The following is a 16,342-nucleotide window of genomic DNA, read 5'->3' as shown; positions in this document are numbered from 1 at the left end:
CCCTACGAAACCCCGGATTTGCTTTATTGAACGGTTAGTCATAATATCCGTGAAATGAAATCAACCGGTCATCCGCAATCTTCGTCAAAGCCTTCATCGAAGAAAGGCGAGGTCTGCGCGCGCGGCCGCCCGCGCGAGTTCGACACCGAGGCCGTGCTCGCGAGCGCGAGCCAGGTGTTCTGGAACCACGGTTACCACGCCACCTCGATCGAGGACTTGTGCAAGGCCACCGGCCTGTTGCGCGGCAGCCTGTATGGCGTGTTCGGCGACAAGCACGGCATCATGCTCGCCGCGCTGGACCATTACGCCGAGGGCTCGGTCGCGCGTCTCGCCGAGCGCCTCAATGCGCCGGTGCCGCCTGAAGAGGCGCTGCGCAACGCGTTGCTCCACTACGCGCGCGTTGCATGTGCACTGACGGGCGAGCGCAGTTGCTTCATTACGAATACCACCCTCGAAATGCAGCCCGGCGACGAGGAGCTGCGCAGCCGCGTTGCCGCGGTTCAACGTCGAATGGCGACGTTGCTGGCGGCGTCGGTGATCCGTGGGCAGGCGAGCGGCGCATTCAACTCGACGCTCGACGAAAAAGCTGTCGGCGACTTCCTGCTGTGCATCATGCAAGGCCTGCGTGTACTCGGGCGAGTCGCCCATAGGGAAGACGCTTTGATCGGCATCGTCGATGTCGCAATGCGAGCCCTCGTCTAAATTTTTTGCCGAATTATTGAACGTTCAGTCATGAAATCGGAACGAAATGGATCTCCCTCAGTTGCGACCTTCGTCGGTGCGGACGTCGTAAAAGGTTGCCCGGCTGCGAACGTCGCGGTTTGCCCGGGCTCCGTCGCTGCCACCGCCGCGATGACAAGCGCTGCCGGCGCCTCGGCTCGAAAGGCGCCGGCCGGCGAACAGCCGGCGCCGCGTTTCGAACGTCAGGGGCTTGCGCTTGCAGTGCTGTTCGTCGGCGCTTTCCTTGCGCCGCTCGACTACTTCATCGTCAACCTCGCGCTGCCATCGATCCGCGTCGGTCTGAACGCGACGGACGCGCAGTTGCAACTCGTCGTGTCAGCCTATTCGTCCGTGTACGCGGTACTGCTCATCACTGGCGGGCGGCTCGGCGATCTGTTCGGCCGGCGTCGCATGTTCATGACGGGCATGGCCGCGTTCGTGGTCGCGTCGGCGCTGTGTGGTTTTGCGACCAGCGGTCACATGCTCGTGATCTCGCGCATCGTGCAGGGTATGGCGGCGGCGATCATGGCGCCGCAGGTGCTTGCGACGATCCGCGCGGTCGTGCCGCTGCATCAGCAGACGCGCGTGATGAGTTTTTACGGCTTCGTGTTCGGACTCTCGTCGATCGTCGGGCAACTGGGCGGCGGCGCGCTGATTACCTATCACCCGTTCGGGCTCGACTGGCGCGTCATCTTTCTGATCAATATTCCGATTGGGATCGCCGCGTTTCTCGGCACATGGAAGTTTGTGCCCGAGAACCAGCCGGCTACGCACACCGGCCTCGATCTGAAGGGCGTCGCGCTGCTCTCAGCCGTGCTGCTGCTCATAATCTATCCAATGACGCATGGCCGGGAAGCCGGCTGGCCCGCATGGACCTTCGCGATGTTCGCGCTCGCCGTGCCCGCGTTCGCGCTCTTCGTCGCCACCGAGCGGCGTGTTGAGCGCCGCGGCGGCCATCCGCTCGTCGATCTGCAACTGTTCCGCAACCGCGCGTTCGCGCTCGGCCTGGTGCTCGCGTTCCTCTTCTATTGCAACAGCGCATTCTTCCTGACCTACGGCATCTTCTTGCAAACGGGCTTGCACTGGACGCCGCTCGCATCAGGTATCGCGATCATGCCGTTCGCCATTGGCTTCGTGATTGGACCGCTCGCGTCGCCCGCGGTGGTCAAGCGCATCGGCGCTCATGTCCTCACGCTCGGATTTTCGATGATGACGCTAGGCTTCACGGTCACAGGCTGTGCCGCAGGAGCAGCCGCAGGCGCCGCGCCGGACCTGCCGTTCTACGCGGGCCTGGTATGCGCGGGAGTCGGTCAGGGTTTGCTGCTGCCGTCGATCATGCGCATCGTGCTGCTGGAGGTCGCCCCCGAAAAAGCAGGGCTCGCGTCGGGCGTAATCTCGTCGACATTGCAGATCGGCTCGGCGTTCGGCACGGCCGCTATCAGCGGCGCGTTCTTCGGCGCGGTGGGAGCGGCCGGCGCCGAGGCGGCGCCTGCCCGCTACGCCCACGCGTTCCAGCTGAGTCTCGCGATCAACGCCGTGCTGATGTTCGTCTGCATCGGCTTGAGCGTGCTGCTCGTGCGGCATCAGCAACTCGCGTTGCGGCGGGCCGCCGCAGCCGCTTGAAAATTGCCGCGCAGGTAATCGTTTTCATAGCTGTGTCTCCGGGAAAATCATTATGCTTTTCACACGGAATTCATTTTAATTACGATTGCATTTACCGGTGATTGAGTAGTTCACAGGTAATTCGGCGCCGCGAGGCAAATGGAAGACGACCGCCCGACATTCAAAATTGTTTCAGTAATGAAGCATTTTGGGCCATGCATTTTCTACTCGACGCCAGCGCTGGAGCAGTAAGTCTTGCAGTCTGTGCGTTGCCGCACCGTCAAGGCTGCGGCGCGGCTCGGAGGCCGCTCCGGTTTAACCCGGCATTGCAGTGCGTCAAATTGTCTTTCCGGGTTTTATGAAATCGGTATCAATAAAAAGCACTTGCCGTATTTAATTTCGATTGTTAATCTGAACGCGTTTAGAGGTATCCCTCAATAGGTCTTAGTCGATAGACGGCGCAATGACTTGAATACTGCTAACGGTTCCGTAGAGGATTGATATGCTGACCGCTACCATTGACACGCTTACACCGCCTCCCGCCCGGTTCTCAATCGGCGACGTGGTCACGTTGAAAGACGGCGGCCCGCGCATGACTGTTACGTATGCGGGCCCGGTGGCGCTCAATCCCGGCGACTGGCTGATCTGCGAGTGGTTTGACGACCACGGCGAACTGCGCCGCGAAGTATTCGCGCCTTCCAGCGTGCGTGCCGAGCCGCGCTCCATTCCGGCGGGCTCCGTGCAGTGGAACCGGATCGGCCGCGCGGCATAACGGCTGCTGTTTCTGCTTCTGCTGCCGCTTCCCCGGGCTTACTCCTGCGAACCATTCCGCGTTGTGCTGCGCCGTTGCACGCGCAGCAACAGCGCGGACGAAAACGCGCGCATGCGCACCACCTTGCGTTGTTCCTCCACGTCGCCCGCAAGGTTCTCCGGCGGGTTCGGCTGCAACGACCAGTAGAGCGCGAGCAGCCATCCAAGAACGGTCCACCCAAGGCACGCGTTGAATAGCGCGAGCGTCAGCACATCGACGCGTTTGCGCCGATCGGCCAGAATCGCCGGCAGGAAATACAGCGCCAGCGCGATCATCACGGCGATGATCTGAACGACGGCCGTGTCATTCATATGTCGCCTCCCGGAAAAACGGCTCGCCTCGCGGTGGCCAAGGTCAATGCTGCGCTTACCGAGCGGGCCTGCACGCGCAGTTCATTCACCCGCAGTTCATTCACTAATTGTCGCGCGATTGTCTGACGCGTGCAGCCTGAATGAAAGCCTCGCGATGCAGACGCCAGCGGTGCACGCCGCCGTCCAGCAGTCCGACAGCACGCCCACGGCACGCACTACTGCACGCCCCACAGCACACCGACGTGCGACGAGGACTTCAGCACCGCGGGCATCAGGACTATCATGTTCGTTTCGCTCGAACGAAACCGAACCCTGTTACGGACCGCCATCATGATCTCCGACGATACGACCCAGCAGGCTGAACGCCTGAACCCCGACACGCTCCGCGAATTCGTGGACCGCAAATGGAACGACGAGATCGTGCCTGCGCTGACCGACTACATTGCGGTGCCGGCCAAGAGCCCGGCATTCGATCCCGAGTGGGTCAAGCACGGTTACCTTGAACGCGTGATCACCGACGCCGCACAATGGGTCGAGCAGCAGCCGGTACGCGGGTTGAAACTCGAGATCGTCCGGCTGCCGGGCCGCACGCCAGTGATTTTCTTCGAGACGCCGGCAACACGTTCACGTACCGATGAAACCATCGTGCTGTACGGCCACCTCGACAAGCAGCCGGAATTCGACGGCTGGCGCAAGGACCTCGGCCCGTGGACGCCGAAGCTCGAAAACGACAAGCTCTACGGCCGCGGCGGCGCCGACGACGGCTATGCGATCTACGCGAGCATCACCGCGCTCGCCGCGTTGGACGCGCAAGGCGTCGAGCGGCCGCGTTGCGTCGGGCTGATCGAAACCTGCGAAGAGTCGGGCAGTTACGATCTGCTGCCTTACGTCGACGCATTGCGCGAACGGCTCGGCAATGTCGGCCTCGTCGTCTGCCTGGATTCCGGAGCGGGCAATTACGATCAGCTGTGGCTCACCACGTCGTTGCGCGGGCTCGTCGCCGGCGACCTGGAAGTGCAGGTGCTGGACGAAGGCATTCACTCAGGCGGTTACGGCGGTATTGCGCCGTCGAGCTTTCGCATCATGCGGCAGTTGTTCGACCGTCTGGAAGACTCCGCTAACGGAACCCTGCTGCCCAAGGGGTTCCACAGCCCGATTCCCGCCGACCGTCTCCGCGAAGCCGAAGCCACCGCGGCAATTCTCGGCGACGACGTGTGGAAGAAGCTGCCGTGGGCGTGCGGTCAGGACGGCCGTCAGGTGCTGCCCACCACGACCGATCCGAAGGAGGCGTTGCTCAACTCGACGTGGCGTCCGTCATTGTCGGTGACAGGTGCCGCCGGCTTGCCCGCACTCGCCGACGCCGGCAACGTGCTGCGCCCGCGCACCGCGTTCAAGCTGTCGCTGCGTCTGCCGCCGCTGATCGAAGCGGAAAAGGCCGTTGCGGAACTCAAGGCGCTGCTGGAACTCGACCCGCCGTACAACGCGAAGGTGACATTCAAGCCGGACGCCGGAGCGGCGAGCGGCTGGAGCGCGCCCGATCTTGCGCCTTGGCTCGCAACCGCGCTCAACAATGCATCGCGCGAACATTACGGCGCCGACGTCGCGTACATGGGGCAGGGCGGCACCATCCCGCTGATGAACGTGCTGAAGGCAGGCTTTCCGAAGTCGCAGTTCATGGTATGCGGCGTGCTCGGACCGAAGTCGAATGCGCACGGGCCTAACGAGTTCTTGCACTTGCCGTACGGCAAGAAGCTCACGGCCGCGGTTGCGCAGGTGATCGCCGCCGCGCCCTGAGCGTTTTTTTGCCGGCCTGTTGAGGCTCCCGTTCCGCTTGCGGTGCCATTATTGCGTTGCCTTTATTGCGTTGCCGTTACTAACTAACTAACGCCCCGATCCGAATGACCGACAAAGAGTTCGCTGGATCCACCACGCCCCGCATTGCGGCCGATCAACTACACGCCTTCGTCCGGGCGATCTGGGAGCAGGCGGGCAGCGCGCCGCGCGAAGCAGAACTGGTCGCGGATCATCTGGTGGCGGCGAACCTGACCGGGCACGATTCGCACGGCGTCGGCATGATTCCGCGCTACGTGGCGTCGCTTGCCGACGGGCAGTTGCAACTGAACCTGCATGCCGACGTTGTAAAAGACGCGGGTGCCGTTCTCACGGTGGAAGGCCGCAAAGGCTTCGGCCAGGTAGTCGCGTTCGAGGCGATGGAAGAGGGCATCGCGCGAGCCCAGCGCATCGGCATCTGCGCCGTCGGGCTGCGCGACGCGCATCATATTGGCCGCATCGGTCACTGGGCCGAGCAATGCGCGCGAGCGGGGCTCGTGTCGTTCCATTTCGTCAATGTGGCGGGCGACCCGCTCGTCGCACCGTTTGGCGGCGCCGACCGTCGCATCGGCACCAACCCGTTTTGCGCGGCTTATCCGCGGCCCGGCAAGCCGCCGCTCGTGCTCGACTTCGCGACGAGCACGGTTGCTTACGGCAAGACGCGCGTCGCTTACAACCAGGGCAAGCAGGTGCCGCCGGGCGCGTTGATCGACCATGAAGGTTTGCCGACGGCCGATCCCAAAGTCATGCACGAGGAGCCGTTCGGTTCGCTGACGCCGTTCGGCGGCCATAAGGGTTTCGGGCTTGCCGCGATGTGCGAGATATTCAGCGGCGCGCTGGCGGGCGGCTTTACCACGCACGCGGACACGCTCGGCACCACCAACGCAATCATTAATTGCATGCTGTCGGTCATCATCGACCCGGCGGCGTTCGACGCCCCTGATGCGCAAGCAGAAGCCGACGCGTTCATCGCGTGGGTGAAAGCCTCACCGCTCGCTGCGGGTGTCGATCATATCTACGAGCCTGGCGAGCCGGAACGCGTGACGCGCGCGGAGCGCGAAGCCCAAGGCATTCCCGTCGATGCCGCCACATGGACGCAAATCTCTACGGCCGCGCTCGCTGTCGGCATGCACGCGGACGAGGTCGCGCGCTGGTCGGCGTTGCTCAAATAGCATTGCCTGGATAATGGGCAAAATGCCGCTTATGCAATATAGATATTCCGTCTGTTGGACCACGAATAAAAAAATATTCGCAAGCGGCATTTTCGACTGCGTCGCCTAATCGGCGTGTCTTGCTTTTTCTTTCGAATTCGCAGGCGAATTCCGGCTTTGCTCGTCCGCTGATTGCATGGCGCGCCTGCACTCAATGTCGGGCAATGTCGGGCATCTTCGCCGCGCAAGCGTTTGCGGTGCGGCGCACGCCGGGCGGCTTTCACGTGCCGCTGTGACGCCCGTCGCGCAAGGCTTCGAGATTTCGTTGCATTGATCTGTTGGTTATCCCGCTCCCATCCGAATCCGGTCTGCTTTAGGCTCGCATTGCAATATCAGTGTTTAACCCTAAAGGACCGTTCAAAATGAATCTGCATAACCACCACGCCTGCCGCCCGTTCCTCGAAGCCGGCAATCTGTCGCAAGTCTCGGCTTACTACGAAGAAGGCCGCAATGTCATGTGGATGATGCTGCGCGCGCAGCCGCGTCCGTGTTTCAATCTGGATCTGGTCCACGACATTCTCGGGCTTGCGCAGGCCGCGCGGGAGTCCGGCTTGCCCATCGACTTCTGGGTGACCGGCTCGCTGATCCCCAACATCTACAACGTGGGCGGCGACCTGGATTTCTTCGCCGATGCAATTCGCTCGGGCAAGCGTCAGGCGCTGATGGCATACGCACGTGCGTGCGTCGATTGCGTGCACGCGGCGGCGCGCGGCTTCGATACCGGCGCGATCTCCATTGCGATGGTCGAGGGCACGGCGCTAGGCGGCGGCTTCGAGGCCGCGCTTGCACACCACTTCCTGCTCGCGCAATCGGACGCGCGCATGGGCTTTCCCGAGATCGCGTTCAATCTGTTCCCCGGCATGGGCGGCTATTCGCTCGTCGCGCGCAAGGCCGGCATGCGTCTCGCCGAGGAACTGATCGGAGTGGGCGAACCGCATACGGCGGAGTGGCATCGGGAGAAGGGGCTCGTCGACCAGTTGTTCGAACCGGGCGACGCGTATGTCGCGACCCGCACGTTCATCGACACGCTCAAGCCGAAGATGAACGGCATCCGCGCGATGTTGCGGGCGCGTCAGCGCGTGCTGCAATTGCCGCGGGCCGAATTGATGGAAATCACCGAAGATTGGGTGGACGCCGCCTTCATGATCGAAGAGAAGGACCTGGCCTTCATGGAGCGGCTTGTGACGCTGCAAAACCGTCGCACGGCCAACTTGCGGCAGACGGCCGCCAGCGCGGCCAATTTCGGCTGACTCAATCCACCCGCGGCCGACGTGCGCCCGTTGCGACGCTCAGGCCGCAAGCTCAGGCGATCAGCCTGAGCTTCTGCCTGTCCTGCAACCAGCGCTCGAAGTCCGCGGCCGGCATTGGGTGAGCGTACAAGTAGCCCTGCACGTATTCGACACCCAGTCCTTTCATGAAAGTCTCTTCGGACTCGGTTTCGATTCCTTCGGCGACGACCTTGAAATCGAGTTCCTGCGCGACCACCACCATCGAGCGGACGAGTGCCTGCGCTTTGGTGTCGGCGTTGATTGAACGCACGAAGCTGCGATCGAGCTTGATTACGTCGAGCGGAATGCGGCCCAACTGCGATAGCGACGAATAGCCGGTGCCGAAGTCGTCCAGATGTACTTGCGCGCCCAGTTGACGGAACTGCTTGATCAGGTCGATGGCCGCGGCTTCGTCCTCGATCAGGCAACTCTCGGTGAGTTCCACGTCGACAAGACATGGTTCGAGCTTCGCCTGCTGAAGCGCTTCGGTGAAGTGGCGTACTACCGCCGTATCCACCAGTTGCCGCGCCGATACATTGATCGCGATGCGCAGGTTGTAGCCGTCCGCTTGCCATTTGGCCGCCTGTTTCGCGGCCGTTTGCATGACCCAGCGGCCGAGCACGCCGATCAGGCCGGACTCTTCGGCATAACGAATGAACTCTGCAGGCATGATCTGCCCACGTTCCGGCGAATTCCAGCGCACCAGCGCTTCCACGCCTTGCACCGCGCCGGTTGAAAGCAGCAGCTTGGGTTGATAGTGCAGCGTCAGCTGGCCATCTTCGAGGCCGCGCCGCAGGTTCGTGTCGAGCCACATGTACTCGGCGACCTTGCGGTTCATCTCCGGCGAAAACACACGATGCGTGCGTTTGCCTTCGTCTTTCGCGACGTACATGGCCGTATCGGCCGAGCGGATCAGCGACTCCAGGTTGTCGCCGTGTTCCGGATAACGCGCAATGCCGATCGAGCAGCCCGTATAGACTTCGACGAGACCGAGACTGAACGGCGTGCGCATGCGTTCGAGGATGCGCTGCGCGGTCGCCTCCAGTTCATGCGCCGTGCCTTTTGCCGCGAGCACGATGAACTCGTCGCCGCCGAGCCGCGCGAGCGTGTCGCCTTCGTTCAGGCACATGCCGATCGCCGCCGACACGTCGCGGATCAGACGGTCGCCGAACACGTGGCCGTAGTGATCGTTGACCTTCTTGAAGTTATCCAGATCGAGAAAAAGCACGCCCACCGATTCGCCCGGCGCCGTCTCCTCGATCGCGGTGCGGATCATGTCCTGGATCGCGTTGCGATTGGGCAGGCCCGTGAGCGAATCCGTGTTGGCAAGTTGCGTGAGACGCTCTTGCGCAAGGCGTTCCTCGGTGATGTCCGTGCCCGAGCAGATCAGGTACTGCTCGTCTACGCCGCTGCCGCTCTGAACGAACTTGTTGCGAAAGAGAAAGAGCCGTTCGCCGTGCAGTGTCTTGATGCGCCGTTCGACTTCGTACGACACGCCGCGATTGAAGAAGCCCGCAATGTTCTGGCTCGACGCCGCGCCGTCTTCCGATGACATAAAAAGCGCCCACACGTTGCGCCCGACAATGTTCTCTTCCTTGACGCCCGTGAGTTCTTCGGCCAGCCGGTTAAAGCGCTGGATCCGGCCGTGCCGGTCGACGATCACGACAACCGAATTCACTTCAGACACGACCTGCTCGGCGAACGACAAGCCATGCATCAGATCGCGCGCGACAGATTCGGTGTCGTCATAAGCCGACGCGGTGCCGGCCCAACTGCCGCTGTTGATCTTTCTGCCGACGAGGTGCAAACGCAGAGGCTCGCCGAAGAGCCGCACGTCGAGAACCAGGTGAGACGTAATGCCAGTGAGGCAACGAATTTGCGATGCCTGCTGAGGATTGAGCGGAATGGCAACATTGGCTGGCATATCGCCAGTGACTGGTGTCAGTTCGAGCGCGTTGCTGTCGCTCGACAGACGCCAGCAAGGGCTGCTTGTGCCGAACTGCGCAAAAAGCACCTGCTCGTGATGGTCGTCATTCATGGGATCCCCGGGCGGTGTGCCGTTTCGGCCCTGATGGCGGATGACGGCAGACAGTCTCATCATACTTAAAGACGGCCCATTGTAGCGAAGCGGCTGAAATTCGGGCCATAAACATGAAAGGTTCGTGGTTTCGCCGAACCGTGTGCGTCGGTAAAAAAGCGCGGGTAAAGATGCTGTGCCAGGCAGTCTTTACAGGTGTCGCGCGTCAGAACCTGCGAGTGAGCCAGCTGCGCGCGCGCTCGCGCTCTGTCGGGCTCGCCTTGACCGACGGTTCGAACCAGAACGCGCCTGCTGCGAGCGTCGCGATGACGACGCCATCGCGGTACAGCACACGGTTGCCGGCGACGGCCGGAACGCGTTCTCCAACCAGTAGCGTGCCCACCAGATTCAGCGGATCGGTGCCGCCGACGCACACAAAAGCACCATCGTTCGCATGCCGCCGAACCTCGCGCAACAACGGGATTGCTTCGGGCAACGCGAACTGTTCGCCAGCGAGTCCATTGACGAAGCGCCCGCCGCGGATCACGCCGCGCGCTTCGAGCCGCTGATAGACGCGCAGCAGATCGCGCCATGGCGGCAGCCAGTCGGCTTCGCGTTCGAGCACGCGCCAGAACACGACGCCGTATCGGCGCAGCAACGTCATCACGACATGTTCGAGCGTCTCGGCTGGCAACTGACGGCGCCGCTGCTGCTGCGGCCGGCCCGGTTGCGCGGCGGTTTCTTCGCTCGTGGCAACAGACGCGCGCCGGTTGACGAGCGCCCAGCGTCCCGCGTCGTCCATTCCGCCGATCAGCGCGCCCAATCCCATACTCGATCTTGCGCGCCGGCTGCCCGAATACGCGTTGCGCTTCGCTGCCGGTTTGAGCAGCGCGCGCAGTCCCGCGAAACTGTCGGAGTTGACGAGACCGGCCGCCACCAGTTCTCCCAGCGCGCTCTCCAGTTCGATCCGCAGTACGCGAAGTTCGTGCAGCAGTTCATCGAAGAACATCGCGCCGTGTTGCGACAGCGCGTCGTACACAGATTGAGCACGCGCCGATAGCTCCGGCTGCCGCTCGGCGTCGATCAGCGCGCTCCACGCACGTACCTGCGGGCGGGGCAGCAGCACGATAGGCGTGCTGCGCACCGGGCCGGCCGCGCTGCGCGAACGCTCCGTCAAGCGTGTCCAGACGATCTTGCCCGCGCGGCACAGTTCGTCGAGCGAAGTATTCGAATAGGCCTTCACGCGCGCGGGCAGAATGTCTTCTTCCCAGGCACTTGCTGCAGCCTCGAAGCCTTCCATCTGTTCCAGAACGGCGGCGAGCGCGTCGCGCCCCTCGCTGCGCGTGTCCGGCGTCAGGTGCTGCCATTCGAACAGAAAGCGCATGAAGTCGTGCCGTTCCACGGGCTCGATCTCGCGGCGCAGCCGCTTGACGGTGTAACGGTGAATGCGCGCAAGAAGGTGGCGCTCACACCATTCCTCTTCCGACGTGTTCGGCGTGAAACGTCCACGCATCACATAGCCTTCTGCTTCGAGACGTCCGAGCGCCTGTTCGACCGATGTCCGCGGCAGCTTGAGCGCATCTGCAATCGCGTCGGCGGGCAGCGGGCCGAAACCGGTCAGCCGGGCGCGCAGTACGTCGAGCAGCGCGTCGTCGGCGCTCCATTCGTCGGTGTAACCCTTCGGCGCGGTGAGCGGCGGCGTGAAGCGGGGGCCACTGTTCGTAGTGCCGCTGTTCCGGCTGCGATAGAGCGCGTCGAAATACGTCAGCCGTTCGGCAGGAAGCCACAGTGCCGCGTCGGCGGCGATCTCGAGGCGCGTCGCTCGGCCCGATTGAGCGAGCGACGCGAGCCATTCCGGCCAGCCCTCGTTGTGCTGCGCCTCTGCCTCGGTAATGCACGCAAGGCCCGTCAGCGCTTCGTGCATTTCGTCGATGCTGCGTGCCTGCGGCCATGCTTCGTCGCGCACGCTCGCGATCGCGTCGGCGTCGAGCGCGCCGAGGTCGTCGGCGCTCGCCGGATCGGTCCAGCGGCGATTGAGCACGGCCTGCGTGCGGCGCTCCTCGATGGGGGCGTCGTCCAGATACGCGTAGGGTTTTGCGTTGAGTATTTCGGCGGCAAGCGGCGAGGGCGCCGGCAGATCGCGTGCAACAAGCCGCACGTCGCCGTTTTCCATACGGCGCAGCAGTGCGAGCCAGCGCTCGCTGTCCATTGCGTCGTGCAGGCAGTCGTCAACGGTCTGATCGACTAACGGATGATGCGGCAGTTCGCGCTCGCCGACCACGTTCTCCAGACACGCGGCCTGTTCGGGAAAGACGCTCGTCAGCAGATCTTCGCTGCGCATGCGCTGCAATTGCGGCGCCGTTTTGCGGCCGCCGGTGTAGCGCGGCAAACCGAGCGCGGTGGTCGCGTTCCAGCGCCAGCGCACGCCGAAGAGCGGCGCGTCGAGCAAGGCCTGAATCAGCAGACGCTCGGCACTATTCGAATGGAGGTAGCGCCACACTTCATCGAGCACGAACGAATGGCTGCCGGTCAGGGACAGCACGATCGCGTCCTCGGTGGCCGCGGCTTGCAGTTCGAAATTGAACTGGCGGCAAAAGCGCTTGCGCAGCGCTAGGCCCCACGCGCGATTTACGCGGCTGCCGAACGGCGCATGAACGACGAGCTGCGTGCCGCCCGATTCGTCGAAAAAACGCTCCATTACCAGCGTGTCTTGCGTCGGCAGAACACCGAGCGCGGCGCGCGCCCGCGCGAGATAGTCGACGATCTGGCGCGCGGCTGCTTCGTCCAGACCAAGTTCGGCGATGAGCCAGTCGATCGCGCGTTCGAGCCGCGCGGGCATGGGATTCGGAGTTTCAGCGGTTGCCTCCGGCACGTGTTCCGAGGCCGTCGCCTTCGAAGCGGTGTCGCTCGCCTGTGCGTTCACGAGCGGCGTCGCCGCGTCGTCGCCGGATGCAAGCAGACGCGCGACCTGCTCGCGCAGGCGCGCGACGCCGAACGACAGTTCGTCGCTGCGGCCAGGCGCTTCGCCGAGCCAGAACGGGATGTTGGGCGGCTGCCCTTGTGCGTCTTCGACACGCACGCGGCCACTTTCGATGCGCAGAATCCGGTACGACGCGTTGCCGAGCTGGAACACGTCACCGGCGAGACTTTCGACCGCGAAGTCTTCGTTGACCGTGCCGATATTGACCGCCTGCGGTTCCAGCACCACCGCATAGTCGGCGTTCTCGGGAATCGTGCCGCCCGAGGTGACCGCCACGAGCTTGCCGCCGCGCCGGCCGCGCAGCGTGCCGCTGACCACGTCGCGATGAATGTACGCGGCACGCGGTCCGTTGCGGCTCGTGTAGCCCTCGGCAAGCATGCGCAGCACTGCGTCGTACTGCTCGCGAGCCAGTTCCGCGTACGGCGCGGCGCGGCGTATCAGGTCGAATAGCGCGTCCTCGCTCCATTCGGTGCTCGATACTTCGGCGACGATCTGTTGCGCGAGCACATCGAGCGGCGCACGCGGAATGCGCAGCGCGTCGAGCTCGCCGCGCCGCACGCAATCGAGCAGCGCTGCGCATTCGATCAGATCGTCGCGCGAAGTGGGGAAGAGCCTGCCTTTCGGTATGCCGCCGACATGGTGGCCCGAGCGCCCCACGCGCTGCAGGAACGGCGCGATGGCGCGCGGCGAACCCATCTGGCAGACCAGATCGACGTCGCCGATATCGATACCCAGTTCGAGCGAAGCGGTCGCGATCAGCACCCGCAGTTCACCGCGCTTGAGCCGCTGTTCGGCGTCAAAGCGATGCTCTTTGGCGAGACTGCCGTGATGCGCGGCGACCGCGTCCTTGCCGAGCCGCTCGGTCAGATGACGCGCGGCGCGCTCGGCCATGCGCCGCGTGTTCACGAAGATCAGCGTCGTGCTGTGCAGCGCGACGAGTTCCGCGAGGCGGTCGTAGACACGTTCCCAGACTTCGTTCGGCATTACCGCTTCGAGCGGCGCCGGCGGAATTTCCAGCGCCAGGTCGCGTTCGCGGATGTGACCTACGTCGATGATTGCGCAGTCGGCGGGTATGTCGCTGTCGACCGGCGCGCCGCCTACGAGAAATCGTGCTACTGCGCTCACCGGCTTTTGCGTCGCGGACAGGCCGATGCGCGGCAGGCGTCGCCCGCACAGCGCGTCGAGCCGTTCGAGACTGAGCGCGAGGTGGCTGCCGCGCTTGCTGCCGGCGAGCGCATGAATTTCGTCGACGATCACGGTGCGCACCGTGCACAGCATGCGCCGGCCGGAGTCGGAGCCGAGCAGCACGTAAAGCGATTCCGGCGTGGTGACGAGGATATGCGGCGCGCGCTTTTTGAGCGCGTTGCGTTCCTGCTGCGTGGTGTCGCCGGTGCGCACGGCGGTGCGGATGTCGAGCGGCGGCAGGCCGCGCGCGTCGAGTTCGGCGGCAATGCCCTGTAGCGGCACTTGCAGATTCAGGCGAATGTCGTTGGACAACGCCTTGAGCGGCGAGACGTAGACCACCAGCGTTTCGTCGGGCAACGCGCCGTTGTTCGCGAGACCTTGCTGGACCAGATCGTCGAGTGCGGAGAGGAAGGCCGTGAGCGTCTTGCCGGAGCCCGTAGGTGCGGCGACCAGGGTCGAGCGGCCCTGGCGAATCTGCGGCCAGGCAGCGGCCTGCGCGTCGGTCGGCGCGGGAAAGGACTTCAGGAACCAGCTTGCAACCGCCGGATGAAAGCCCGCGAGCGCGTCGTGCGCGGCGGCGCGCTCCGCCAGCGAGGCCGGGAGCGCGCGAGGCGAGTCGGCTGCGGCGGGTGCGGTGGTTGGATTTGCGGTCGTGCTGCTCACTGAAGTGCTCACTGAGGTGGTCACTAGGGTCATGCGTGGTTAGATGGGGACGCGACGCCCGATATCCAGACGACGGCATCCAGACGACGGCATTGCTCGCAACCGTTGCCGGGGCGAATCGGAGTCGCGGAATCAGGGGCCAGTCTGGCAGGTTTGGGCGCCGTTTGCCAAATGGCCTGGCAGCGGTTGCCGGTGGGTGTCGGCGTTCCGAAAGCGACGGCAGTCCCTGCCTGCTCGACGGCGCCAATTGCAGTACCCTTTACGGCTCACCTGTGCACTCATCCACGATGGAGTTTCGACAATGCGATACAACCAGCTTGGCCGTACCGGGGTTTTTGTTTCAGAACTTTGTCTGGGCACGATGACCTTCGGCGGCGGCGAAGGCATGTGGAAGCAGATCGGCGATTTGCAGCAGGCCGATGCGGAGCGGCTCGTCGGCCGGGCGCTCGATGCGGGCATCAATTTCATCGACACGGCCGACGTCTACGCCGAAGGCCTGTCCGAGCAGATCACCGGGCAGGCGCTGAAAAACCTCAAGGTGCCGCGCGACAAGGTCGTGGTGGCGACCAAGGTTTTCGGCCCGACCGGCGAGTTTCCGAACGCGCGCGGCGCGTCGCGCTATCACATCATCGACGGAATGAAGGCCAGTTTGAAGCGCCTGCAGCTCGATCACGTCGACCTGTATCAGATCCACGGTTTCGACCCGGCCACGCCGATCGAAGAAACGGTGCGCGCGCTCGACACGCTCGTGCAGCACGGTCACGTGCGCTATGTCGGCGTGTCGAACTGGGCGGCGTGGCAAATCGTCAAGGCGCTCGGCATTGCGGAGCGTTTGGGAACCGCGCGCTTCGAAACGCTGCAGGCGTACTACACGGTGGCGGGCCGCGACCTGGAGCGCGAACTCGTGCCGATGCTGCAAAGCGAAGGGCTCGGGCTCATGGTGTGGAGTCCGCTCGCGGGTGGACTGCTGAGCGGCAAATACGGGCGTGAGCAGCAGGGCGAAGCGGGCAGCCGCCGCACGACATTCGACTTTCCGCCGGTCAACCGCGATCGTGCGTACGACTGCATCGACGCGATGCGCGAGATTGCCGAGGCCAAGCGCGTGTCGGTTGCGCAGATCGCCCTTGCGTGGCTGCTGCATCAACGGGTGGTGACGTCGGTGATCGTCGGCGCGAAGAAGGTCGAGCAACTGGACGACAACATCGCGGCGACCGGCGTCGCGCTCACCGCGGACGAGCTCGCACGGCTCGATCAGGTGAGCGCGCTGCCTGCCGAGTACCCCGGCTGGATGCTGGCGCGCCAAGGCGAAGCGCGCCGCAATCAGCTCAAGGAGGCGCGCCATCTGGTCGTCTGAGGCGACCAGTGACGCCCGGCGCGTTAAGCCGATGCTTCGGCGGAATACGCCGCGACCGCGTCCATCGTGCGGGCCGAGTAGACCATCGTCGCGCCGGCGTTCATCGCGACCGCTACGCCGAGCGCCTCGGCTATTTCCTCGCGGGTGGCGCCCTGCTTCAGCGCTTCGGCCGTATGCACCGTGATACAGCCGTCACAGCGCAAACTCACGGCCACCGCGAGCGAGATCAGTTCGCGCGTCTTCGCGCCCAGAAGGTCGTTCTTCTGACCGGCGTTGGATAACGTCTGATAGCCCTTGACGGTGTCCGGCGACAGCTTGCCGATTTCGCCGATGCGGCCAAACAGCTGCTTGCGGTATTCGGTCCAGTTCAACATGGCAATGCTCCTTCGT

At 63.8% G+C, this 16,342-nt stretch carries 11 protein-coding genes; 7 read left to right on the top strand and 4 right to left on the bottom strand.

All coding sequences use genetic code 11. The annotated features are described in order from the left end of the window. The first annotated feature begins 54 nt into the window (after window positions 1-54). The 3 genes from ACTJLB_RS18185 (at window position 55) to ACTJLB_RS18175 (ending at window position 3,094) form a co-directional block, all read left to right on the top strand. Window positions 55-702 (top strand): TetR/AcrR family transcriptional regulator, encoded by a 648-nt coding sequence (locus tag ACTJLB_RS18185; protein ID WP_088173758.1) that lies wholly within the window; start codon window positions 55-57, stop codon window positions 700-702. Window positions 703-732: 30 nt separating this feature from the next. Beyond that, entirely contained in the window at window positions 733-2,343 is a 1,611-nt protein-coding gene (locus ACTJLB_RS18180) for an MFS transporter (RefSeq protein WP_440784072.1), read from the top strand. Window positions 2,344-2,824: 481 nt separating this feature from the next. Further along, window positions 2,825-3,094 (top strand): YodC family protein, encoded by a 270-nt coding sequence (locus ACTJLB_RS18175; protein WP_020067965.1) that lies wholly within the window; start codon window positions 2,825-2,827, stop codon window positions 3,092-3,094. A gap of 38 nt (window positions 3,095-3,132) precedes the next feature. Here the strand turns inward: ACTJLB_RS18175 and ACTJLB_RS18170 are convergent, their stop codons facing one another. Next, window positions 3,133-3,444 (bottom strand): superinfection immunity protein, encoded by a 312-nt coding sequence (locus ACTJLB_RS18170; RefSeq protein WP_408419286.1) that lies wholly within the window; start codon window positions 3,442-3,444, stop codon window positions 3,133-3,135. Between the two features lie 330 nt (window positions 3,445-3,774). Here ACTJLB_RS18170 and ACTJLB_RS18165 point away from each other — a divergent pair, with 330 nt between their 5' ends. The 3 genes from ACTJLB_RS18165 to ACTJLB_RS18155 all read left to right on the top strand — a co-directional run bounded on the left by ACTJLB_RS18165 (window position 3,775) and on the right by ACTJLB_RS18155 (window position 7,735). Beyond that, window positions 3,775-5,238, top strand: coding sequence for a M20 family metallopeptidase (locus tag ACTJLB_RS18165; RefSeq protein ID WP_440784071.1), 1,464 nt, complete (start codon window positions 3,775-3,777; stop codon window positions 5,236-5,238). Window positions 5,239-5,342: 104 nt separating this feature from the next. Then, window positions 5,343-6,446: a malate/lactate/ureidoglycolate dehydrogenase gene (locus ACTJLB_RS18160; protein ID WP_440784070.1), complete on the top strand. Its 1,104-nt coding sequence runs from the start codon at window positions 5,343-5,345 to the stop codon at window positions 6,444-6,446. 401 nt (window positions 6,447-6,847) lie between these two features. Further along, complete coding sequence (locus ACTJLB_RS18155) at window positions 6,848-7,735, top strand: crotonase/enoyl-CoA hydratase family protein (protein ID WP_020067960.1); 888 nt, start codon at window positions 6,848-6,850, stop codon at window positions 7,733-7,735. A 52-nt stretch (window positions 7,736-7,787) separates the two neighbouring features. Here the strand turns inward: ACTJLB_RS18155 and pdeR are convergent, their stop codons facing one another. Together pdeR and ACTJLB_RS18145 are read right to left on the bottom strand one after the other, a co-directional pair. Beyond that, a complete protein-coding gene (gene pdeR, locus ACTJLB_RS18150; RefSeq protein WP_020067959.1) occupies window positions 7,788-9,791 on the bottom strand; it encodes a cyclic di-GMP phosphodiesterase in 2,004 nt (667 codons plus the stop codon). Window positions 9,792-9,996: 205 nt separating this feature from the next. Continuing rightward, a complete protein-coding gene (locus tag ACTJLB_RS18145; RefSeq protein ID WP_440784069.1) occupies window positions 9,997-14,631 on the bottom strand; it encodes a DEAD/DEAH box helicase in 4,635 nt (1,544 codons plus the stop codon). A gap of 268 nt (window positions 14,632-14,899) precedes the next feature. Here ACTJLB_RS18145 and ACTJLB_RS18140 point away from each other — a divergent pair, with 268 nt between their 5' ends. Continuing rightward, window positions 14,900-15,952: an aldo/keto reductase gene (locus tag ACTJLB_RS18140; protein WP_440784068.1), complete on the top strand. Its 1,053-nt coding sequence runs from the start codon at window positions 14,900-14,902 to the stop codon at window positions 15,950-15,952. A gap of 23 nt (window positions 15,953-15,975) precedes the next feature. Here the strand turns inward: ACTJLB_RS18140 and ACTJLB_RS18135 are convergent, their stop codons facing one another. Then, the gene (locus tag ACTJLB_RS18135; RefSeq protein ID WP_087754895.1) at window positions 15,976-16,326 is read right to left on the bottom strand and encodes a carboxymuconolactone decarboxylase family protein; all 351 of its coding nucleotides are present in this window, start codon (window positions 16,324-16,326) and stop codon (window positions 15,976-15,978) included. Window positions 16,327-16,342 lie beyond the last annotated feature (16 nt).

The sequence above is a fragment of the Paraburkholderia sp. 22098 genome (genome assembly GCF_052045935.1).
Lineage (GTDB): Bacteria > Pseudomonadota > Gammaproteobacteria > Burkholderiales > Burkholderiaceae > Paraburkholderia > Paraburkholderia caledonica.
This window is presented reverse-complemented; position numbering and strand designations above follow the sequence as displayed.